Below are 21,111 nucleotides of genomic sequence, written 5' to 3'. Positions count from 1 at the left end.
GGGCTTTGAATGACAAAGCCCGCACTTTTAGGAAGTAATTTATGATTTGGGAACTGATTGCAACAATAGTAGCAGGTGTAGGTGCAGCGGGAGTCATACTGTTATTACGCAAATTAACCGGTAACGCTATAGCTAAATGGACCATTCCCAGTTTTGCAGCTTTGGCCATGCTAAGCTTTCAAGTCTATAGCGAATATACCTGGTTTAGCCATCAGCAAGCGTTTTTACCTAGTGGCGTTGTTGTGCTGCATCAAGACAAAAACACCGCGTTTTGGCGGCCTTGGAGTTATCTGTATCCACAAACGCTTGGCTTTGTAGCGGCTGATATTGCCAATGCAGAAAAAAACAACATTAATACAGAAGTACAGCGGGTTAATTTATATTTTGTGCAGCGCCACTCTGCTGTACAAACTAGTAGTCAAGTGGTGCATTGTGGTTACAACGCTAAAGCTAAAAATAGCCAAACCGTCATTATTCCAGCATCTGGCGCTACTTTAGATAACCAATGGATAGCACTGAATAAACAGGACCCTTTATTGCAAGCGGTATGTCACAGCTAGCCTGTTAACAATGTAGTTTTTTAAATATCTCATCATCAGTATCAATAGTATTAGTGACTCATTTATAGATTTTAGTTAGCGGAGATTTTAATGGATATTACCGATGTCAGTAACTTTCTCGCTAACATCCCGCCTTTTGACCAAGTAAAGCCTGAACATATGCACCGTTTTGCCAGTCAAATTTCAGTATATTATTGTAAAGCACAAGAAAGCGTCGATTTATCTTCTGAGCGCTTGTTGATTGTACGTACCGGCCTTTTTACGCTGTATAGCGACCAACAACAATTACTGAGTAAATTACAGCCTGGCGATTTTTATGGTTATCAACGTTTACTTACCGGTTTGTCAGATCATGACAGCTTAATTTGTGATGAAGATGGTTTAATTTATTGGCTTAATGCCGATGCTTTTGTCCAGTATCGTCATCTATATAAAAATATTGATGTGTTTTTTCAGCGCTTATTTGGTCGGCGTTTACATCAATATAAAGAACAACAACATAGTACCCGTTTCACCTTAAAGATTAGCGATATTGTTAAACCTAGAAAAATTGCCATTAGCCCGACCCAAAATGTGCAACAAGCAGCAATGTTGATGACGGAGCAACGAGTATCATCATTATTAATAGAAGATAATGAACATTTAGTGGGCATTTTAACCGACCGCGATATCCGCAGCCGCGTAATGGCACAGGGTTTAGCTCACGATACTGTTATCAGCCAAGTGATGACAACGAAACCTTTTAGTATCGATATCCATGCCTTTTTGTATGAAGCAGTACAACAAATGAGTCAGCATAATATTCATCATTTACCGGTAACGGCAAACGACAAGTGTTATGGTATGTTAAGCGCGACTGACGTTATTCGTAGCCAACAAGACCATCCGGTATTTTTAATTGGTGAAATTCATCGCCAAAATAGCATTGAGGATTTAGCGCGTTGTAGTGCACAGATTGCTAGCCTCGCGTTAACTTTAGGCAAACAACAAGTTCCTGCTTATGAAACTGGTCATATCCTTACCACTATCACCGACGCCTTAACCCAACGCTTAATCCATATTGCCCAGCAACAATTAGGCCCTGCTCCCTGCGTGTTTAGCTGGCTAGCATTTGGCTCCCAAGCCAGAATGGATCAAAGTTTAAATTCTGATCAAGATAACGCCTTATTATTAGAAAAAGAGCCCACAGCTGATATCGAACGCTATTTTTCTGCGTTAGCCGACATCGTCTGCCAAGGCCTAGATAAATGCGGCGTGATACTGTGCCCAGGTAATATTATGGCATCGAATAAACAGCTGCGGTTAAGCTTTAATGGTTGGACTAAACGTTTTCAAAGCTGGGTTAAAAGTCCTACTCCAGACGCGTTACTGAAAGCCAGTATTTTTTTTGATCTAAGGGTTATTGCTGGTAGTAAGAGTTTAACTAATGCCCTGCAGCAAGATATTCTAATGCGCACCACAAATGCTCCCCTTTTTAGTTATCATTTAACCCAAAATGCTTTACAACGTAGCGCGCCATTGGGCTTATTTAAGCATTTTATTTTAGAACATGATGGCAAAGAAAATAGAGGTTTAGATTTAAAAAAACGCGGCCTAAGCTTAATTACTGATCTGGTGCGTGTGTATGCTCTGACTGCTGGTGTAACGGAGGTAAATACCCGTAAACGCTTGCAAGCATTAATGAGTTTAGGCGTAATAGAAAATAAATATGGCGCTAACTTATTAGATGCTTTTGACTTATTAGCCCAGTTACGCTGGGATAAACATTTACACGATATCGCAGAACAACAAGAGCCAACAAACTTATTAGATCCAGCAACTATTACCGGTTTAGCCAGACATCAACTCAAAGATAGTTTTGCGGTTATTACGGCAGCCCAAGCCAGTTTAAAATATCGTTTTTGCAAAGAGATGTAACAGATGTTTAATTGGTTGCGACAAAAGCATAGTCACCAATCAAGCCTTGTTAAACTGTTTGAGCAGACTAAACAACCGGCAGCAAACACCGCACTAAATAAAGTGCGCTTTTTAGTGATTGATTTAGAGTTAACCGGCCTAAACCCGCGCAAAGATAATATAGTAAGCTTAGGTTGGCTACCGATAATTGGCGGGGAAATTGTGTTAGCTCAGGCCAAGCATTATTTAGTAAAACCACCGAACGGAGTTGGCCAAAGCGCTATTTATCACGGTTTACATGATAACCAACTTACCCATGCTAACCATCTTGAAACCATACTAAGAGAGTTATTAACTCAGTATGCTGGTTATGTCTTTGTCGCGCATTATAGCGCCCTAGATAGACAGTTTTTACGTACTGCTTGTAAACAGCATCTAGGTTTAGCCCCAAGTTTCCGCTTTATAGATACTTTACGTATTGAATGGCAACGTTTAAGCCAAAAAAACACATTAATCGCTCAAGATATGTTGCAGTTATCAGCCTGTTTAACACGACACAAACTGCCTAAACAGCCTAATCATCATGCATTAGAAGATGCGTATGGTTGTGCCTTACTGTTACTGAGCCAAATTAAACAATGCGGTAAAGAAGCCACCTTAAAACAGTTGTATAAACTGTCACGAGCTTAACCTTTAGCTAGTTATGGCTACCGCTTAAACTAAAGCAACGAACATTGTTTCGCCATATAAATTGCTTTTTCTATATCATAGCTGGCTAATGCATCATTAGCGCTTTTATCTAGTTTAGATACGACATGAAAACCTTGTCGTTGCCAATAACTAGTCGCACCTTGTACGGCCACTAAAGTAAGTTGCGATAATTGCTGCTTATTAGCGTAGTGTTGCGCTTGGCGTAATAAACCTTGGGCAATGCCATTACCTCGTGCCAAAGGGCTTATTGCTACGTCATGCAGGTAAAGTGCATCAGCATCCGGTATCACAGTAAATTCAGCACCCAGCTCACCTACTTCACCCAATACACTGTGATAGCTAAATAGATAGCCTAGCACTTGCTGACTACTTGCATCCTCTGCAACCCAACAGCTTGTTGCAGCCTGTTGCAAACGCTGCACTAATATAGATGCGGGTTCATATAAAGCAGCACCATAGCTTTGATCTTGTATCGCTACAACCGCCGTTATATCGGTTAGCTGCATGCTACGAATATACCAACTCATTTAGCTTCTCATAAAAAAAGGCGCCTTAGCGCCTTTTAATTTCATCGTAAAATTATTTAGCGCGACCACGATATTCATCAGTACGGGTGTCAATTTCAATCTTGTCACCTTCTTTTACAAAATCTGGCACCATCACTTCAAAACCGTTATCAATTTTTGCTGGTTTCATAACTTTGCCTGACGTATCGCCACGTGCTGATGGCTCAGTATAAATAACGTTACGTACAACAACTGTTGGTAAATCAACAGAAATAGGACGTTCGTTATAAAATACTACTGAACATTCCATGCCATCAACTAAATATTTTAGGGCTTCCGTCATATTTTCAGCTTCAACTTCAAACTGATTATATTCTTGGTCCATAAACACATACATTGGATCAGAAAAATAAGAGTAAGTAACTTCTTTAGTTTCTAATAGCACTTGTTCAAACTTATCATCCGCACGATATACTGTTTCCATACCTTGGCTGGTTAATAAGTTTTTCATTTTCATTTTAACAACGGCAGAGTTACGGCCTGACTTGTTAAATTCTGCTTTTAAAATAACCATTGCTTCTGTACCAACCATTATTACCTGGCCTGCACGTAATTCTTGAGCTGTTTTCATCATAATTTTAATATCTTCTTGTTAGCGAAAATTTCAAGCTATTATAAATTTATTTTCAACAAAGTGCACTAGGTTGCGTGCAAGATCTCCATTTAGAGATAGTTGCTGTTGCCATTTATGATTAAATTCAGCAATCTCTGGCAAAACCTCAATAAAATCAAGCCATACCATAGCTAATGGCTGCTGACTATTCCAGGCTAAATAGACGTTTTGTAACACCTGTTGTAATTTAAGCGGCATATTTTGACAATATAGCTGTAAAAATGCCTGTAACTTAATGATATGTGCCTCTTGTTCTTGACGATAAATTTGCCAAACAAAAGCTTTAGCGGCCCAGTGGGCACGAATAATTGAATCTTCACCGCGAACAAAGTTGATATCACAAGCCCATAATAAACGGTCATAATCTGGTTGCGGCATAAAAGGGATTATCTTCAGAGCTAAATTACCTACCATACATGGCTCTGCCTGAGTTGCCGTTAATTCTAATCTGGGTAGTAACTGTCTAACTTGGTTTGCTAATGCCCCTTCAGGGACTACGCACAAGATAGGCTGTTCACTCTGTTGCCAGCACTGTAGTAAATCAGCCAATTGGCTATGATCATAAGCAAATAACGAGATTTTGTATTGATATTGATAAAACTCAATCACACCTAATTTGTGCCAAAATAAAGCTTGCTGCTGGCTGCAGCCCATAAAGGCATCTCGCTCAGCGGCTAAATGTTGCTCTTGCAACAAGCCTCCAGTTGCAGCGGTAAAACCAGGAAAAAAGAAATATTTATTAAGGGCTAATTGTGGTTGCGGTGAAGCTAAGCCGTGACAGCCTTCAACCCATGGTTCTGCCGATAAGTACTCTAAATTTATCCACAATGGCGTTACATTTTTAGCCGCCATCCGGTGTTGGTATGGCTGTGGAATAGTGCAAGCTAAAGCTTCTATCACAACATCAGGTACAGTAACTAGCTGCCAATTGGTCTGCGCTGACCATAAACAAATAACCACGCCTTCTATGACTTGTTCATGGGCTTTGGGGTCAACTTGAGGGCAAATTTTTTGAAAGCTAATTAAATCATCTACCCATAAACGCAACTTTATATCATGCTCGCTGACTAATTGCCGACTTAAGCGCCAACAAATGCCAATATCGCCAAAGTTATCAATAACAGCGCAAAATACATCCCAATGTACAGCTTTAATCGACATATTCTTTTTTCAGTTAAAAAACAGAATCGCTATTATACCCGTTAAGGCCCGTAAACTTAAAAACAATACCGCTAACACTATCATTGATAGCAGCATGGCTAGAAGATAGCTAAATGTTTGCTGAAACCGTATTTTAACTCGGTAAATAAAACTATGCTCAGGCCCAACTTGGGCAATAGGTTGAATAAACAGCAAACTCATTAAGTAAGCTAATAGGCCTATAATGGCGATAACAATACTGGTTAATTGCCATTTCTGGGCCAGTTCGGCGGGGGCAAAGACAAGTAGGCTTAAAAAGCCTAAGGTGCCACCTAAGGTAACTACTAATATTAACCAGCGAAAACGCTGTAATTTTAACGCTAAACGATGATAAAACATTAACATCTATTGTGCTCCTGCCGTGCCAGTTTCGCAGGGTATAACGCTATAATATCGGCGGTTGCGGTTTGGTCGGTAATAAGCCAAATTTGCTCAAAGGGTTGAGTAAGAGCAATATCCAGTTTAGGGCACAATTGCAAAATATCAGTTGTACTCCACAGTGGGTTTAAGTTACGGATAACTAACCACACCCGCGCGGTATCGTAATATTTTCCGGCTTTATTTTTTAATAATCGATTTAAAGCCGTAAATAAACGTAGCTCTGCAGGTGTGCTTAATAAAGAGATTAACTCTTGGCGAGTACTGTCATCTAAATCACGACCAAGAATATGCATAGCCTCTACTTCGCTACCATATAAATGGGCTATTTCTAAATCTAGCCGTTGTTGATTAATGTAACAAGACACATCAGGCTTAGCCGGTTGATTATGCCAAATATGGCGCATAACCTGCCCCGTCTTTTGCTCATACAAGCGCAAAAACTGTTTTGCAGCTTGGTGTTCAAGCTGCCGCTTTTCAGTATTCGATTGCATTTTCAGCTAATTATTGCGGTTTAAGTTCTTCGTAGCCACCCTCATTAGTGACATTGGTATAACCTAAAGATTGTAACGTTTGCAATGCAATCTCGGCACGACGACCACTTTTGCAATATAAATGTATAGTGGCGTTTTTATCTGTGGTTATGCTGCTAATGTGTGTAGCCATCACATCAAACGGAATATTAATTGCAGTTTCAATATGACCTGCCGCATATTCTTCCGCTGTACGGACATCGAGCCAAATTTCATTTTCAGTTTGACTTTGCGCGAAGCCAAATGATGCAAAAAACAAACTAACTAACAGTAATAAAGTTTTCATCTAAAGTCTCCTAATTGAATTAAACCAACTATACCATAAGCTTGTAATTGTGCAGGGATTAAGCATTATTACTAATCGTTAGTATCGCAAGCCTTGATAAAAACACTGTCTTTAAAATATTTTTTATATCTGTTTTATTTAAAAATAATAGTGCCATAACTCAAGCATTACAGGCACCATAGATAACAATAAAATTACCGCCATACTAATATTAAAAACACGCTGAAATAAGGGTTTAGTTAATACTTTCCGTAACAAAGCACCACATATTAGCCATAAGCCAATACAAGGAAAGGCCACTATTAAAAAGGCTAAAGTAATAATGAGTACTTCTTGCCAATATACACCTTGCAGTGTGGTAAAGGCCGCAATCGCTCCAGAGGCCATTACCCAGGCTTTACCATTGATCCATTGAAATAATACCGCCTGATAAAAGTTTAACGGTTTGCTATGACCCTGCTCTATTCGTTTTGGCTCAGCACTGGCTATATGCCAAGCTAACCAAACCAGATAAATAATGCCCAGTAACTTAATGATTTGATGTAGATTTGGGTATTGTTCAAACACAATCCCAAAGCCAAGACCAATCAGCAGCACCATAAAAGGAAAGCCTAAACAGATGCCTAACCAATGGCTAATGCTCGCTTTGATGCCATAATTCACCCCCGATGACATTATCATCACATTATTCGGCCCTGGGGTAATAGTGGTGGAAAAAGCGAAAAAAATTACTGCAAAAAAAATTTCCATGTAGCCCTCATAGTCGTGTGTTCTTTTACGAAATACTTTATTTTAACTTGACCTTGCAAATATTTATAACATACTGATTTGCACTAATTAAATTTAGGGCTACGCTTAATAGACTATAAAAAGGAGATAGCATGAATAAGATAGTAGGTTTAGCATTATTAGTCGCTGGTATTATTTTACTGTACTTCGGTTACACCGAATATAACTCTTTTGCATCACAAGCTACAGAGATGGTTAAGGGTAGCCCGACTGATAATTCAATATGGTTGTTAGTTGGTGGCGCCATAGCGGCAATTATTGGTATTGGCGCTTTGTTAAAAAAATAATTTAAAAAATAATTTAAAAAATTAAATGATAACCAAAAATTTAAAAGCCTGCAGTTCTCACTACAGGCTTTTGTTTTAAATTTAAGACTTTTTAATTATCTTCTTTGCCCCAACTATCTCGCAAACCTACTGTACGGTTAAATACTAAACTATCTGCCGTTGCATCAATATTATCAGCGCAGAAGTAACCTTCACGCTCAAATTGATAAGCAAACTCTGGTTTTGCCGTTTTTAATGAAGGTTCAACTAAGCCGTGCTTAACGACTAGTGATTCTGGGTTAACAACGGTAAAAAAGTCTTCAGCCGCCGCAGGATTCGCCACACTAAATAAGCGATCATACACCCTAAATTCTGCAGGTAACGCATGAGCTGCTTCAACCCAATGGATCACACCACGTACTTTACGGCCATCAGCTGGGTTTTCACCTAAGGTCTCTGGTAAATAGCTGCACTTTAATTCAATAATGTCGCCATTTTCATCTTTAATGACTTCATCTGCATGGATAACATAAGCATTACGCAGCCTGACATCACCATTAAGTACTAAACGTTTATACTTTTTATTGGCTTCTTCACGAAAATCCGCTTTATCAATATAAAGCACGGCTGCAAACGGTAATTTACGCTGCCCCTTAGTGTCATCTTTAGGATGATTAGGTGCATCTAGCCACTCAATGCCATCTGCTGGATAATTAGTAATAGTCACTTTTAATGGCTCTATTACCGCCATCGCTCGTGGTGCATTGGCATCTAAATCTTCACGGATACACGCTTCAAGCGCGCTCATTTCAATAGTGTTCTCTTGTTTAGTTACCCCTATCCGCTTAGCAAATTCACGGATAGACGCTGGAGTATAACCACGACGGCGTAAACCGGCAATCGTCGGCATCCGCGGATCGTTCCAGCCCGTAACAATATTTTCTTCGACTAAAGTATGCAATTTACGCTTACTCATCAGCGAGTATTCTAAATTTAAACGTGAAAACTCAATTTGCTGTGGATGACATGGAATAGTAATGTTATCCAAAATCCAATCGTATAACCGGCGGTTATCTTGGAATTCTAAGGTACATAGTGAATGGGTAATGCCTTCTAACGCATCAGAGATACAATGGGTAAAATCGTACATCGGATAAATACACCATTTATCTTCTGTCTGGTGGTGATGGGCAAACTTAATCCGATAAATAATAGGATCACGCATACACATGAATGATGATGTCATATCAATTTTGGCGCGTAATGAACACTCGCCTTCTTTGAAACCACCGTCACGCATTTTTGTAAATAAGGCTAAATTTTCTTCTACGCTAGTCTCGCGGGTTGGGCTATTTTTACCTGGCTGAGTTAAATTGCCACGGTATTCACGCATTTGTTCTGTATTTAAAAAACAAACATAAGCCAAACCTTTGCTGATTAGCTCAACAGCAAATTGATATAACTGGTCAAAATAATCTGACGAATAACGTACCTCACCCTGCCACTGAAAACCCAACCAATTGACGTCTTGTTGAATAGAGTGAACAAAATCAATATTTTCTTTTTCTGGATTAGTATCATCAAAACGTAAATTACATTTACCTTGATAATCTTGGGCAATACCAAAATTTAAACAAATAGATTTAGCATGGCCAATATGCAAAAAGCCATTAGGTTCAGGCGGAAAACGGGTTTGCACAGCCGTATGCTTACCTGAGGCTAAGTCTGCATCAATAATTTGCCGAATAAAGTTTGTTGGGCGCTGTTCTAAATCCGCCATAGAATAATGTGTCCTTGTTTAGCTAAAACGCAGTTAAGATGCGGCATTATAGCAGCGCAATCATTTTACGCTATGATTGCAAAAAAAAACCCGCTCTAGCAGCGGGTTTTTTATTACTTTGACTGTTACCAGCCGGTAATTTCACGTACTGCTTTACCGATGTCGGCTAAAGAGCGCACAGTTTTAACACCTGCGTCTTCTAAAGCACGGAATTTATCTTCAGCGGTACCTTTACCACCTGAGATAATTGCACCAGCATGCCCCATACGCTTGCCTTCAGGCGCCGTAACACCAGCAATGTATGAAACAACAGGTTTAGTTACATGTTCTTTAATATAGGCTGCTGCTTCTTCTTCTGCAGTACCACCAATCTCGCCGATCATCACGATAGCTTCAGTTTGTGGATCTTTTTCAAATAACGCTAAGATGTCAATGAAGTTAGAACCAGGAATTGGATCACCACCGATACCAACACATGTAGACTGACCAAAGCCTTCATCTGTTGTTTGCTTAACCGCTTCATAGGTTAAAGTACCTGAACGCGATACAATACCGACTTTACCTGGCATGTGAATGTGACCTGGCATAATACCAATTTTACATTCACCAGGTGTAATAACACCTGGGCAGTTAGGACCAATCATAATCACGCCTTTACGATCAACATATTCTTTAGCGAATAACATGTCGATAGTAGGGATACCTTCAGTAATACATACGATTAACTCTAAACCTGCATCTGCAGCTTCGATAATCGCATCTTTACAAAATGGTGCTGGTACATAGATAACCGTTGCCGTTGCGCCAGTAGCCGCTACCGCTTCTTTAACTGTGTTAAATACAGGTAAATCTAAGTGCTTAGTGCCACCTTTACCTGGGCTAACACCACCAACCATTTTAGTACCGTATTCGATAGCTTGAGTAGAGTGGAAAGTACCTTGACTACCCGTAAAACCTTGACAGATGACCTTAGTGTCTTTGTTTATAATAATAGACATTATTTGCCCTCCGCGGCTTTAACAACAGCTTTAGCAGCTTCTGATAAAGAGTTTGCAGCGATAATGTTCAAGCCACTGTTTTGCAGTTTCTGAGCACCTAATTCAGCGTTGTTACCTTCTAAGCGAACAACAACAGGTACGCTAACACCCACTTCTTCAACTGCACCAATAATACCTTCAGCGATCATGTCACAACGAACAATGCCACCAAAGATATTTACAAACACCGCTTTTACCGCTGTGTCTGATAAAATGATTTTGAACGCTTCTGTAACACGTTCTTTAGTTGCACCACCGCCAACATCTAGGAAGTTAGCTGGCTCGCCGCCACTTAATTTAACAATGTCCATAGTACCCATTGCTAAACCTGCGCCGTTAACCATACAACCAATGTTGCCATCAAGCGCAACATAGTTTAGTTCCCACTGTGCTGCTCGCGCTTCACGCTCGTCTTCTTGTGACGCATCATGAAAAGCACGAAGCTTAGGCTGACGATACATCGCATTGCTATCGGCAACTAATTTCGCGTCTAAACAATGTAAGTTACCTTCAGTAGTAATTACTAATGGGTTTACTTCAAGTAAAGCAATATCTAAATCTACAAACATTTTGGCTAAGCCTAAATAGATAGTAGTGAATTGCTTAATTTGTAAGGCGTTTAAGCCTAATTTGAAACCGATTTCGCGCGCTTGGAAAGGCTGAGCACCAACAAGTGGATCAACTTCCATCTTGATGATTTTTTCAGGAGTTTCTTCTGCTACTTTTTCGATATCAACACCGCCTTCAGTCGACGCCATAAAGACGATACGACGGCTAGAGCGATCAACAACGGCACCTAAATACAGTTCTTTTTCGATATCAGTACAGGTTTCAACCAGAATTTTACTGACAGGCTGACCTTTAGCATCAGTTTGGTAAGTTACCAAGTTCTTGCCCAACCATTTTTGAGCAAAATTACGAATTTCTTCTTTAGAAGTAACTAATTTCACACCGCCCGCTTTACCGCGGCCGCCTGCGTGAACCTGAGCTTTAACTACCCATTTGTTACCACCAATACGATCAGCAGCTTCTGCAGCAGCTTGAGGAGTTTCTTCCGCAAAGCCTTCAGATACTGGTAAACCGTATTCGCGGAACAGCTGTTTTGCCTGATATTCGTGCAAATTCATGGCTTATTTCCGTTCATTTGAATATTAAAGCTGCCCAACATGGTACAGCCTGTGTTTAATCGGCGATTATTATACTGCCAATCGATGAAATACAAAATGCTGTTGTCGTAAAACAACAGCATTTTTTTATAACTCTAACTAGAGTGATTAGATATCCAACAGGATCCGAGTTGGGTCTTCTAATAACTCTTTAATGGTTACTAAGAAACCAACAGACTCTTTACCATCAATGATGCGGTGGTCATAAGATAATGCCAAGTACATCATAGGAAGAATTTCCATTTTACCATCTACAACCATCACCCGATCTTGGATGGCATGCATACCTAAGATAGCTGATTGTGGTGGGTTGATAATAGGCGTAGACATTAATGAACCAAATACACCGCCATTCGTAATTGTGAAATTACCACCGGTTAAGTCGTCCATTGTTAATTTACCGTCGCGACCTTTTAAGGCTAAAGTTTTGATAGCTTGTTCAATTTCAGCCAAGTTCATTTTGTCACAATCACGTAATACTGGCGTCACTAAACCACGAGGTGTTGATATCGCAATACTGATATCAAAATAGTTATGATAAACAATATCGTCGCCATCAATAGCGGCATTCACTTCAGGGTAACGTTTTAACGCTTCAGTCACCGCTTTAACGTAGAACGACATAAAGCCTAAACGGATACCATGACGTTTTTCGAACGTTTCTTGGTATTGCTTACGTAAGCTCATAATCGGCTTCATGTTAACTTCATTAAATGTTGTTAACATGGCCGTGCTGTTTTTGGCTTGTAATAAACGGCTAGCAATGGTTTTACGCAAACGTGTCATTGGGACGCGTTTCTGGGTACGTTCACCGGTAACAGCAGATACTGCAGCAGGAGCGGTAGCGGCTTTAGCTGGAGCAGAAGCTAAGAATTTCTCAACATCTTCTTTGGTTACACGACCGTTTTTACCAGAACCTTTAACTTTGCTAGCATCTAAGCCTTTCTCAGCAATTAAACGGCGAACTGATGGGCTTAATGCATCATCACTGGCTTCGTCTTTGCTTGACTCTACTTTAGCATCGGCTGTTGCAGCAGGCTTATCAGTTGCTTTGTCATCAGACTTGCTTTCTGCTTTAGCGGCAGGTGCACCACCAGCTTCCATGTTACCGATCACTTCTTCCGCTGTTACGGTCGCACCAGTATCGTGAATGATGTCACCCATTACGCCGTCGGCTTGAGCAACAACTTCAAGTACCACTTTGTCGGTTTCGATATCTACTAATACCTGATCGCGTGTAACGGCTTCGCCTGTTTTTACGTGCCAGGTTGCGATTGTTGCATCTGCAACAGATTCTGGAAGTACGGGTACTTTAATTTCCACTTTGTCACCTTTTACGGGTTGGTCTTATTAAGTTTAAATGGCCTGCCTAGCAGGCCAAGTTAATTTATTTTATTGTCAGCGCATCATTAATTAAGGCTTGTTGCTGTTTATTATGTACAGACAAATAGCCAACTGCAGGTGAAGATGACGCCTCACGTCCGGCATAGGTTAAATACCCTTTTTGCGGGATCGCGCCACGGAAATGGTGTTGACTACAATACCATGCACCTTGGTTTTGCGGTTCTTCCTGACACCAAACAAAATCAGTTACATGCTGGTACTGGCTTACTACCTTCGCCATTTCTGCGTGTGGGAACGGATAAAGCTGTTCTACACGAACAATTGCCACATCAGTTTGTTCACGTTTACGACGTTCTTCTAGTAGTTCGTAATACACTTTACCACTACAGAACACCACACGCTTAACGTCTGAGGCTTTAATATCATCTATTTCACCAATTACGTTATGGAACACACCGCTAGCTAATTCCTCTAACGTCGAGGTAGCTAAAGGATGACGTAATAATGACTTCGGTGACATGACAATTAATGGACGACGCATTGGCCGAACCATTTGCCGACGCAACATATTAAATACTTGCGCGGGTGTCGTTGGAATACAAACCTGCATATTATGATCAGCACACAGTTGCAAGAAGCGCTCTAAACGAGCTGAAGAGTGCTCTGGACCTTGACCTTCATAACCATGCGGCAGTAATAAAGTTAAACCACATAAGCGGCCCCACTTTTGCTCACCTGAACTTAAGAATTGGTCGATAACCACTTGCGCACCGTTGGCAAAGTCACCAAATTGACCTTCCCAAATAACCATAGCGCGTGGCTCTGCTGTCGCATAACCGTATTCAAATGCTAATACCGCTTCTTCAGATAAAGCTGAGTCATAAACCTGGAATGGCCCTTGATCAGCGCTGATATGCTCTAAAGGCGTATAAGTTGCGCCATCAGTTTGACTATGTAATACCGCATGACGATGGAAGAAAGTACCACGGGCCGAATCTTGGCCAACAATACGGATACGATTACCATCAGAGACAGTAGAGGCATAGGCTAATATTTCAGCAAAACCCCAGTCAATTTTCTTCTCGCCAGCTAACATCAAGGCGCGATCTTCATAGACCCGACCAACCTGACGTTGCATAACCATTGATTCAGGTAACTTAGTCGCTTTTTACCCAGTTCAATTAGTTTGTCTAGTGACATACTCGCATCGAATTCACTGTCCCAGTCATGACCCAAAAATGGCGTCCAGTCGACTGATGCAGCGGTAACAGCGCTTTTTTCTTCAACAACGCAATCACCTTTATCTAACGCATCGCGATAATCTGAGACAAATGTTGACACTTCATCAGCCGTAAACAGATTTTGGCCTATTAAAGTTTTGGCATATAGCTCACGCGGTGTTGGATGTTTCTTAATTTTCTGATACATCAGCGGTTGAGTTGCATTTGGCTCATCCGCTTCGTTATGACCATTACGGCGATAACAAACTAAGTCAATAACCACATCGCGTTTAAACGTATTACGGTAATCAACAGCTAATTGAGCAACAAATACTACCGCCTCAGGATCATCACCATTAACATGAAAAATAGGTGCCTGAACCATCTTTGCAATATCAGTACAATATTCGGTAGAGCGAGTATCTTCACGGTTTGACGTCGTAAAACCAACTTGGTTGTTGATTACAATACGTACAGTACCACCTACCTTGAACGCACGTGTTTGAGACAGGTTAAAGGTTTCTGCAACTACACCTTGACCAGCAAATGCAGAGTCACCATGAATTGAAATAGGTAAGGCAGTAGAACCATCACGATCTTCGCGGCGATCTAAACGAGCCCGAACTGAGCCCATTACTACTGGGTTAACAATTTCTAAATGCGATGGGTTAAACGCTAAGGCTAAATGGACATTGCCACCCGCGGTTTCGAAATCAGACGAGAAACCCATGTGATATTTAACATCACCGGCGCCGACCACTTCATATTTACCGGCAAATTCATCAAATAATTTAGATGGATTTTTACCTAGTACGTTAATAAGGGTATTTAAACGGCCACGGTGAGCCATACCGATAACACAATCTTTCGCACCCTGCTCACCAGCACGATGAATCATCGCTTTGAGCATAGGTACCATAGCATCGCCACCTTCAAGACCAAAGCGCTTAGCACCTGGGAATTTAGATGATAATGCTTTTTCTAAACCGTCGGCAGCAATTAAGCCTTTTAAAATACCGGCTTGTTCATCTTTGCTGTAAGAAGGTGTTGATTGAACGCTTTCTAAACGTTGTTGGATCCAACGTTTTTCGTCTGTTGAGACGATATGCATGTATTCAGCACCGATAGAACCACAGTAGGTTTTTTCTAATGCTTTATACAGATCACCCAGTTTCATGACTTCTTGGCCGCTTGCAAAAGAGCCAACATTAAACTCAGTGTCAAAATCTGCTTCTGATAAGTCGTGATGCGACAATTCAAGATCGCGTACTCGGGACTGTTGCCACAGACCTAGTGGATCAAGATTTGCCTGCTGATGGCCGCGAAAGCGGTAAGAGTTTATCAGCTGCAACACTTTAACCTGACGACTATCTGCTGTACCGCCACTATTAACCACCACAACTTCGCGATGTTTATTTTTGGCTAAGTCAGCAAATTGCTGCCTAACATCAGCATGACGAACTTCTAAATCTACCCCATCTAACTTAGGTAGTGTGGCGAAAAAACTCCGCCATTCATCAGAAACGCTGGTAGGTTCAGCTAAGTAGGATTCATAGAGTTCATCAACATAGGCCATGTTACCGCCGCCTAAATGAGAAGACTCTAGCCACGCCTTCATTACACCTTCGTGCATTTAGTTTCCCTTAATTTCCGCGCACCTGGAAAAAGTAGCAAAAAAACGCGCATTTTGCTTAACAATGCGCTGTTTTTTATTCACATACCATAATAGAGCGCTTTACAGCGCTCGGTTCAACAACATTGATTTAATTTCACCAATTGCTTTGGTTGGGTTTAAACCTTTAGGACAAACGTTAACGCAATTCATAATGCCATGACAACGGAATACGCTGAACGCATCATCTAACTCGTCTAAACGCTGGTCTGTCGCTGTATCACGACTATCAACTAAAAAGCGGTACGCATTAAGTAAACCGGCTGGACCGATAAACTTGTCTGGGTTCCACCAAAACGACGGACAAGAACTTGAGCAACAAGCACATAAAATACACTCGTATAATCCATCAAGTTTCTCGCGGTCTTCAATTGACTGCTTAAACTCCCCTGCAGGTGGTAACTTATTATCATTGATTAAATACGGCTTAATTTTTTCATACTGAGTATAAAACTGACCCATATCAACCACTAAGTCACGCACTACCGGTAAACCAGGTAAAGGACGAACAATAATTTTGCCACCCTTAGTGCCAGCTGCCGATAATGGTGTGATACACGCTAAACCATTTTTACCATTGATATTCATGCCATCAGAGCCACAAACGCCTTCACGGCAACTGCGACGGAAGGATAACGTTGGATCTTGTTCTTTTAACCTGATCAGTGCATCCAGCACCATCATGTCGCGCCCTTCAGGATTATCTAACGTATAATCCTGCATCCGTGGTGCTTTATCAACATCAGGGTTGTAACGATAGATTGAGAAAACTAACTTCTTCATCGCTGTGCCCTCTTAATATGTACGTGCTTTAGGCGGGAAAGCTTCACGGAATTTTGGTTCCAAGTTTACTTCACGCTTAAACATTGATTCTGTGTCTGGCGTAAATACGCTGTGGCACAACCAGTTTTCATCATCACGATCTGGGAAGTCAAAACGGGCATGTGCACCACGACTTTCCGTCCGGAAATTAGCGGCTACCGCAGTGGCTATCGCAGTTTCCATTAAGTTATCTAATTCTAAACACTCAATACGTTGAGTATTAAAATCAGAGCTCTTATCGTCTAAACGAGCATATTGTAAACGTTCACGGATCTGTTTCAATTCTGCTAAGCCTTCAGCCATAGCTTTACCTTCACGGAATACCGAGAAGTTTAATTGCATACATTGCTGTAAGTCTTTCTTAATTTGGACTGGATCTTCACCTTGACCAGGCTTCGAGTCTTCCCAACGTCTAGTCCGTGTTAATGCCGCTTCAATATCAGACTCTGAAGCCGCGCGTGTTTCAGTATTAGCAGCTAACGCTTCACCTAAGTGTAAACCGGTAGCACGGCCAAACACCACTAAGTCGAGTAACGAGTTACCGCCTAAGCGGTTAGCACCATGTACTGATACACAAGCAATTTCACCACAAGCAAATAAGCCAGCAACAATAGTTTGCTTGCCATCAGCTGTAGGATGAATAACTTGACCATGTACGTTTGTGGGAATACCACCCATCATATAGTGACAAGTTGGAATAACCGGAATAGGCTCTTTAACTGGGTCAACGTGAGCAAAAGTACGAGAAAGTTCACAAACACCAGGTAAGCGGCTTTCTAATACGTCTTTACCTAAGTGATCTAACTTCAACTTAAGGTGAACACCCCAAGGGCCTTCGCAACCACGACCTTCACGAATTTCAGTCATCATTGAACGAGCAACAACGTCACGGCCCGCTAAATCTTTAGCGTTAGGCGCATAACGCTCCATAAAGCGTTCGCCATCTTTATTTAATAAGTAACCGCCTTCACCACGGCAACCTTCAGTGACTAGTGTACCCGCACCGGCAATACCGGTTGGGTGAAACTGCCACATTTCCATATCTTGTAATGGTACGCCGGCACGTAGCGCCATACCGATACCATCACCGGTGTTAATGTGAGCATTGGTAGTAGAGGCAAAGATACGACCTGCACCGCCGGTCGCTAAAACCGTTGCTTTAGATTTAAAGTAAACGATTTCGCCGGTTTCGATATCAATAGCAGTACAGCCAACAATAGCACCATCTTGATTTTTAACTAAATCAAGGGCATACCACTCGCTGAAGACCTGAGTTTTGTTTTTTACGTTTTGCTGATACAGCAAATGTAACAACGCATGACCGGTACGGTCAGCCGCTGCGGCGGTACGAGCAGCTTGCTCACCACCAAAGTTTTTTGATTGGCCACCAAAAGGACGCTGATAGACGCTGCCGTCTTCAAAGCGAGAGAAAGGTAAACCCATATTCTCTAGTTCAGTAATCGCTGCTGGACCTGTCTTACACATATATTCAATAGCGTCTTGGTCGCCAATGTAATCAGAACCTTTAACCGTATCAAACATGTGCCATTCCCAGTTATCTGGGTGGCTATTGCCTAATGCTACCGTAATACCACCTTGAGCAGACACTGTGTGCGAGCGCGTAGGGAAAACTTTAGATAATAAAGCACAGGTTAAACCTGATTCTGTAATTTGCAATGCAGCGCGCATACCCGCACCACCTGCGCCGATTACGACGGCATCAAATTCTCTTACTGGAATAGTCACTTAAGCACCCCACAAAACAAACAGGCCAACCGCTACATAAGCGAAAGCCAGCGTATAAAGGAAAAACTGTAAAACGGCACGTAATCTCGCTGACTTCACATAGTCAGTTAATACTTGCCATAAACCAATGCGGGTGTGCACGGCAATACAGACTAACGCTAATAAAGTAAACACTTTCATAAAAATGTTAGCAAACAAAGCTTGCCATACTTCAAACGTTACTTCTGGTGTACATATAAAGAAACCAAGAATAAAAAAACTGTACAGCATCAGCACTACAGCTGTTGCTCTCAGTGATACATAATCCTGCACGCCATCGCGTTTCAGGCTTGCTTGATTCAGAACCATAACCAAACTCCTGCTAATACTGATAATACAGCCCATAGTGCAATTGATAATTTTGCACTTATGTCACCTGAACGCAGCTCTTCCCAATGGCCTAGGTCCATAATCATGTGACGAATACCGCCAACAATATGGTACGTAAGTAGGGAAATAGTGCCCCATGCAATAATTTTAGCGAAGATAGACGTCATCAGTTCTTTGACATATTCAAAGCTCTGTTGGTCCTGTAACGAATATGCCCAGGCCCAAATAACGAATACCAAAGCAAAAAACATTGCCACGCCAGAAACACGGTGCAGTATTGACGCTATGGCAGGTGCCGGAAACGATATGGTGGAAAGGTCGAGATTAACTGGTCTTTGTTTTTTCACAGTGCTTGCCCATCGATGCCCATAATCGAGCTCTTGTTGTCATTGTCGTTGTCGTTGCTGTATAAACAGTCAACACCCAATATTCAATTTCAATACACTTTTTTGCTCAAGCTGGATAGTCTTACCAGATTCAGCAAAAAAATATTACTGAGTGAACCGTTTAAAACAGCGATAGTATATATTTCACTGGCCATTATTACAATTTTAGTTTGGTTTTACTTGTAACAATGTACTTTTCGACGATTACATATTATTAGCGCTAGAGCAATAATACTAGAGTCGGATACTTATTAAGCAAAATCTGATTAAAATTGACTTATGGGGGGCATTTACAGGTAGAATAGCGGCCATCGTAAATAATTCCTTTAATCCGATACTACAACAATAGGAGAAATCCAATGGCAGATAAAAAGGCCGTCGTGCAGGTTGATGGGAAATCGTTTGAGTTGCCAGTGTATTCTGGCACCGCCGGCACTGACGTAATTGATGTTCGCGCCTTGGGTCAACACGGTTACTTCACATTCGATCCCGGTTTTATGTCTACTGGTTCATGTGAATCAAAGATCACTTATATTGATGGCGACCAAGGTATGTTGCTACATGGTGGTTATCCGATTGAGCAATTAGCAGACCATTCAGATTATTTAGAGCTTTGTTTTTTATTGCTTGAAGGTGAATTACCTAATAAAGAGCAATATCAGGAATTTAAAACCACCATTACTCGCCATACTATGGTGCATGAAAAAATAGCAGCGTTTTTCCAAGGTTTCCGTGTTGATGCCCACCCTATGGCAATGCTATGTGGTGTTGTTGGTGCAATGTCATCTTTTTATCACTCTGATTTAGATATTAACGATCCGGCACAACGTAAACGTAGTGCTCATCGTTTAATTGCTAAAATGCCGACTTTATCGGCTATGGCATATAAGTACACTGTGGGTCAGCCATTTGTCCATCCACGTAATGATTTAAGCTTCTCAGAAAACTTCTTACACATGCTGTTCTCTGTGCCAGCGGAAGAGTATCAAGTTAATCCTATCCTAGCTAAGGCAATGGATAAGATCTTTATGTTACATGCTGATCACGAGCAAAATGCGTCTACTTCTACTGTGCGTTTAGCCGGCTCTTCTGGCGCTAACCCTTATGCTTGTATCGCTGCTGGCGTTGCATCGCTATGGGGTCCTGCACATGGTGGCGCTAATGAAGCTTGCTTGAAGATGTTACAAGAGATTGGTTCAGTTGACCGTATCCCAGAATACGTTGACCGCGCTAAAGATAAAGACGATTCGTTCCGTCTAATGGGCTTTGGTCACCGTGTATACAAAAACTTTGACCCACGTGCTAAAGTCATGCGTGATACTTGCCATGAAGTGCTTAAAGAATTAAATATTAAAGATCCTTTACTCGATGTAGCGATGGAATTAGAGCGCATAGCGCTTGAAGACGAATACTTTATTGAGAAAAAGCTCTACCCTAACGTCGACTTTTATAGCGGTATTATCTTAAAAGCAATTGGTATTCCAACCAGTATGTTTACGGTAATTTTTGCTATGTCTCGCACTGTAGGTTGGATCGCACATTGGGACGAAATGCTGGGTGAAAAAGGCCATAAAATTGGTCGTCCACGTCAGCTATATACTGGCTATACTAGCCGTGATTTTATCAACATAGATAAGCGATAATAGCCAAAAACCGAAAAGCGGCTAAGGCCGCTTTTTTTTGCCAATTTAATAAGCCTATCGTCTGCATATATTTGCGCCTGCGCAGTAAAACAGGCAAAATCGCCTCATACTTCTCTATAGAGTTCTGC

The 21,111-nt window shown here is 41.2% G+C and carries 20 protein-coding genes and 1 pseudogene; 5 read left to right on the top strand and 16 right to left on the bottom strand.

The window, feature by feature from the left end; genetic code table 11:
* Positions 1 to 41: 41 nt before the first annotated feature.
* The 3 genes from BI198_RS08240 (at position 42) to BI198_RS08230 (ending at position 3,146) form a co-directional block, all read left to right on the top strand.
* Positions 42 to 560 carry a hypothetical protein gene (locus BI198_RS08240; RefSeq protein ID WP_070049121.1) on the top strand — a complete coding sequence of 173 codons (519 nt, stop codon included), beginning with the start codon at positions 42 to 44 and terminating at the stop codon, positions 558 to 560.
* 90 nt (positions 561 to 650) lie between these two features.
* Complete coding sequence (locus BI198_RS08235) at positions 651 to 2,477, top strand: DUF294 nucleotidyltransferase-like domain-containing protein (protein WP_070049120.1); 1,827 nt, start codon at positions 651 to 653, stop codon at positions 2,475 to 2,477.
* 3 nt (positions 2,478 to 2,480) lie between these two features.
* Complete coding sequence (locus BI198_RS08230) at positions 2,481 to 3,146, top strand: exonuclease domain-containing protein (protein WP_070049119.1); 666 nt, start codon at positions 2,481 to 2,483, stop codon at positions 3,144 to 3,146.
* A 29-nt stretch (positions 3,147 to 3,175) separates the two neighbouring features.
* Here the strand turns inward: BI198_RS08230 and BI198_RS08225 are convergent, their stop codons facing one another.
* The 7 genes from BI198_RS08225 to BI198_RS08195 all read right to left on the bottom strand — a co-directional run bounded on the left by BI198_RS08225 (position 3,176) and on the right by BI198_RS08195 (position 7,493).
* Entirely contained in the window at positions 3,176 to 3,694 is a 519-nt protein-coding gene (locus BI198_RS08225) for a GNAT family N-acetyltransferase (RefSeq protein ID WP_083256584.1), read from the bottom strand.
* A 52-nt stretch (positions 3,695 to 3,746) separates the two neighbouring features.
* Positions 3,747 to 4,307 (bottom strand): elongation factor P, encoded by a 561-nt coding sequence (efp, locus tag BI198_RS08220; RefSeq protein ID WP_449421101.1) that lies wholly within the window; start codon positions 4,305 to 4,307, stop codon positions 3,747 to 3,749.
* Positions 4,308 to 4,337: 30 nt separating this feature from the next.
* On the bottom strand, positions 4,338 to 5,507 hold the full coding sequence (gene earP / locus BI198_RS08215; RefSeq protein WP_070049117.1) for an elongation factor P maturation arginine rhamnosyltransferase EarP: 1,170 nt from the start codon (positions 5,505 to 5,507) through the stop codon (positions 4,338 to 4,340).
* Positions 5,508 to 5,516: 9 nt separating this feature from the next.
* The gene (locus BI198_RS08210; protein WP_070049116.1) at positions 5,517 to 5,891 is read right to left on the bottom strand and encodes a hypothetical protein; all 375 of its coding nucleotides are present in this window, start codon (positions 5,889 to 5,891) and stop codon (positions 5,517 to 5,519) included.
* Complete coding sequence (locus BI198_RS08205; RefSeq protein WP_070049115.1) at positions 5,885 to 6,418, bottom strand: hypothetical protein; 534 nt, start codon at positions 6,416 to 6,418, stop codon at positions 5,885 to 5,887. The genes BI198_RS08210 and BI198_RS08205 overlap by 7 nt, the downstream gene beginning before the upstream one ends.
* Before the next feature lie 10 nt (positions 6,419 to 6,428).
* Positions 6,429 to 6,743: a rhodanese-like domain-containing protein gene (locus BI198_RS08200; RefSeq protein ID WP_070049114.1), complete on the bottom strand. Its 315-nt coding sequence runs from the start codon at positions 6,741 to 6,743 to the stop codon at positions 6,429 to 6,431.
* Positions 6,744 to 6,881: 138 nt separating this feature from the next.
* The gene (locus BI198_RS08195; protein ID WP_070049113.1) at positions 6,882 to 7,493 is read right to left on the bottom strand and encodes a LysE family translocator; all 612 of its coding nucleotides are present in this window, start codon (positions 7,491 to 7,493) and stop codon (positions 6,882 to 6,884) included.
* 131 nt (positions 7,494 to 7,624) lie between these two features.
* On the opposite strand from BI198_RS08195, the gene BI198_RS08190 reads away from it, so the two are divergent.
* Positions 7,625 to 7,819, top strand: a complete 195-nt coding sequence (locus BI198_RS08190; protein WP_070049112.1) for a DUF3185 family protein — start codon at positions 7,625 to 7,627, stop codon at positions 7,817 to 7,819.
* Positions 7,820 to 7,910: 91 nt separating this feature from the next.
* On the opposite strand, the gene glnS is transcribed toward BI198_RS08190, so the two are convergent.
* The 9 genes and pseudogenes from glnS to sdhC form a co-directional block, all read right to left on the bottom strand.
* Positions 7,911 to 9,578, bottom strand: a complete 1,668-nt coding sequence (gene glnS / locus BI198_RS08185) for a glutamine--tRNA ligase (RefSeq protein ID WP_070049111.1) — start codon at positions 9,576 to 9,578, stop codon at positions 7,911 to 7,913.
* A 125-nt stretch (positions 9,579 to 9,703) separates the two neighbouring features.
* Positions 9,704 to 10,576 carry a succinate--CoA ligase subunit alpha gene (gene sucD, locus BI198_RS08180; protein WP_070049110.1) on the bottom strand — a complete coding sequence of 291 codons (873 nt, stop codon included), beginning with the start codon at positions 10,574 to 10,576 and terminating at the stop codon, positions 9,704 to 9,706.
* Positions 10,576 to 11,742, bottom strand: a complete 1,167-nt coding sequence (gene sucC / locus BI198_RS08175; RefSeq protein ID WP_070049109.1) for an ADP-forming succinate--CoA ligase subunit beta — start codon at positions 11,740 to 11,742, stop codon at positions 10,576 to 10,578. The genes sucD and sucC overlap by 1 nt, the downstream gene beginning before the upstream one ends.
* A gap of 147 nt (positions 11,743 to 11,889) precedes the next feature.
* On the bottom strand, positions 11,890 to 13,104 hold the full coding sequence (odhB, locus tag BI198_RS08170) for a 2-oxoglutarate dehydrogenase complex dihydrolipoyllysine-residue succinyltransferase (protein ID WP_070049108.1): 1,215 nt from the start codon (positions 13,102 to 13,104) through the stop codon (positions 11,890 to 11,892).
* 64 nt (positions 13,105 to 13,168) lie between these two features.
* A pseudogene (locus BI198_RS08165) lies at positions 13,169 to 15,978 on the bottom strand (2-oxoglutarate dehydrogenase E1 component).
* Between the two features lie 102 nt (positions 15,979 to 16,080).
* Complete coding sequence (locus BI198_RS08160) at positions 16,081 to 16,800, bottom strand: succinate dehydrogenase iron-sulfur subunit (RefSeq protein ID WP_070049107.1); 720 nt, start codon at positions 16,798 to 16,800, stop codon at positions 16,081 to 16,083.
* Between the two features lie 12 nt (positions 16,801 to 16,812).
* Positions 16,813 to 18,585: a succinate dehydrogenase flavoprotein subunit gene (sdhA, locus tag BI198_RS08155; protein ID WP_070049106.1), complete on the bottom strand. Its 1,773-nt coding sequence runs from the start codon at positions 18,583 to 18,585 to the stop codon at positions 16,813 to 16,815.
* Positions 18,586 to 18,933, bottom strand: a complete 348-nt coding sequence (gene sdhD, locus BI198_RS08150) for a succinate dehydrogenase, hydrophobic membrane anchor protein (RefSeq protein WP_070049105.1) — start codon at positions 18,931 to 18,933, stop codon at positions 18,586 to 18,588.
* The gene (sdhC, locus tag BI198_RS08145; RefSeq protein WP_074467414.1) at positions 18,924 to 19,301 is read right to left on the bottom strand and encodes a succinate dehydrogenase, cytochrome b556 subunit; all 378 of its coding nucleotides are present in this window, start codon (positions 19,299 to 19,301) and stop codon (positions 18,924 to 18,926) included. The genes sdhD and sdhC overlap by 10 nt, the downstream gene beginning before the upstream one ends.
* A gap of 398 nt (positions 19,302 to 19,699) precedes the next feature.
* Between sdhC and gltA the strand changes: the two genes are divergently transcribed.
* A complete protein-coding gene (gene gltA, locus BI198_RS08140; protein ID WP_070049103.1) occupies positions 19,700 to 20,983 on the top strand; it encodes a citrate synthase in 1,284 nt (427 codons plus the stop codon).
* Positions 20,984 to 21,111 lie beyond the last annotated feature (128 nt).

Origin of the sequence: Rheinheimera salexigens (genome assembly GCF_001752395.1) — a bacterium.
GTDB lineage: Bacteria > Pseudomonadota > Gammaproteobacteria > Enterobacterales > Alteromonadaceae > Alishewanella > Alishewanella salexigens.
The sequence above is the reverse complement of the archived record's forward strand: the minus strand, read 5'-3'. Positions and strand labels throughout refer to the sequence as shown.

Bases quoted from the DNA above. Each gene is read 5' to 3' on its own strand.
- sucD (WP_070049110.1), bottom strand. From the start codon at position 10,576: ATGTCTATTATTATAAACAAAGACACTAAGGTCATCTGTCAAGGTTTT.
- BI198_RS08195 (WP_070049113.1), bottom strand. From the start codon at position 7,493: ATGGAAATTTTTTTTGCAGTAATTTTTTTCGCTTTTTCCACCACTATT.
- sucC (WP_070049109.1), bottom strand. From the start codon at position 11,742: ATGAATTTGCACGAATATCAGGCAAAACAGCTGTTCCGCGAATACGGT.
- BI198_RS08240 (WP_070049121.1), top strand. From the start codon at position 42: ATGATTTGGGAACTGATTGCAACAATAGTAGCAGGTGTAGGTGCAGCG.
- BI198_RS08205 (WP_070049115.1), bottom strand. From the start codon at position 6,418: ATGCAATCGAATACTGAAAAGCGGCAGCTTGAACACCAAGCTGCAAAA.
- BI198_RS08210 (WP_070049116.1), bottom strand. From the start codon at position 5,891: ATGTTAATGTTTTATCATCGTTTAGCGTTAAAATTACAGCGTTTTCGC.
- glnS (WP_070049111.1), bottom strand. From the start codon at position 9,578: ATGGCGGATTTAGAACAGCGCCCAACAAACTTTATTCGGCAAATTATT.
- BI198_RS08200 (WP_070049114.1), bottom strand. From the start codon at position 6,743: ATGAAAACTTTATTACTGTTAGTTAGTTTGTTTTTTGCATCATTTGGC.
- BI198_RS08160 (WP_070049107.1), bottom strand. From the start codon at position 16,800: ATGAAGAAGTTAGTTTTCTCAATCTATCGTTACAACCCTGATGTTGAT.
- BI198_RS08190 (WP_070049112.1), top strand. From the start codon at position 7,625: ATGAATAAGATAGTAGGTTTAGCATTATTAGTCGCTGGTATTATTTTA.
- efp (WP_449421101.1), bottom strand. From the start codon at position 4,307: ATGATGAAAACAGCTCAAGAATTACGTGCAGGCCAGGTAATAATGGTT.
- sdhD (WP_070049105.1), bottom strand. From the start codon at position 18,933: ATGGTTCTGAATCAAGCAAGCCTGAAACGCGATGGCGTGCAGGATTAT.
- BI198_RS08235 (WP_070049120.1), top strand. From the start codon at position 651: ATGGATATTACCGATGTCAGTAACTTTCTCGCTAACATCCCGCCTTTT.
- BI198_RS08225 (WP_083256584.1), bottom strand. From the start codon at position 3,694: ATGAGTTGGTATATTCGTAGCATGCAGCTAACCGATATAACGGCGGTT.
- gltA (WP_070049103.1), top strand. From the start codon at position 19,700: ATGGCAGATAAAAAGGCCGTCGTGCAGGTTGATGGGAAATCGTTTGAG.
- earP (WP_070049117.1), bottom strand. From the start codon at position 5,507: ATGTCGATTAAAGCTGTACATTGGGATGTATTTTGCGCTGTTATTGAT.
- BI198_RS08230 (WP_070049119.1), top strand. From the start codon at position 2,481: ATGTTTAATTGGTTGCGACAAAAGCATAGTCACCAATCAAGCCTTGTT.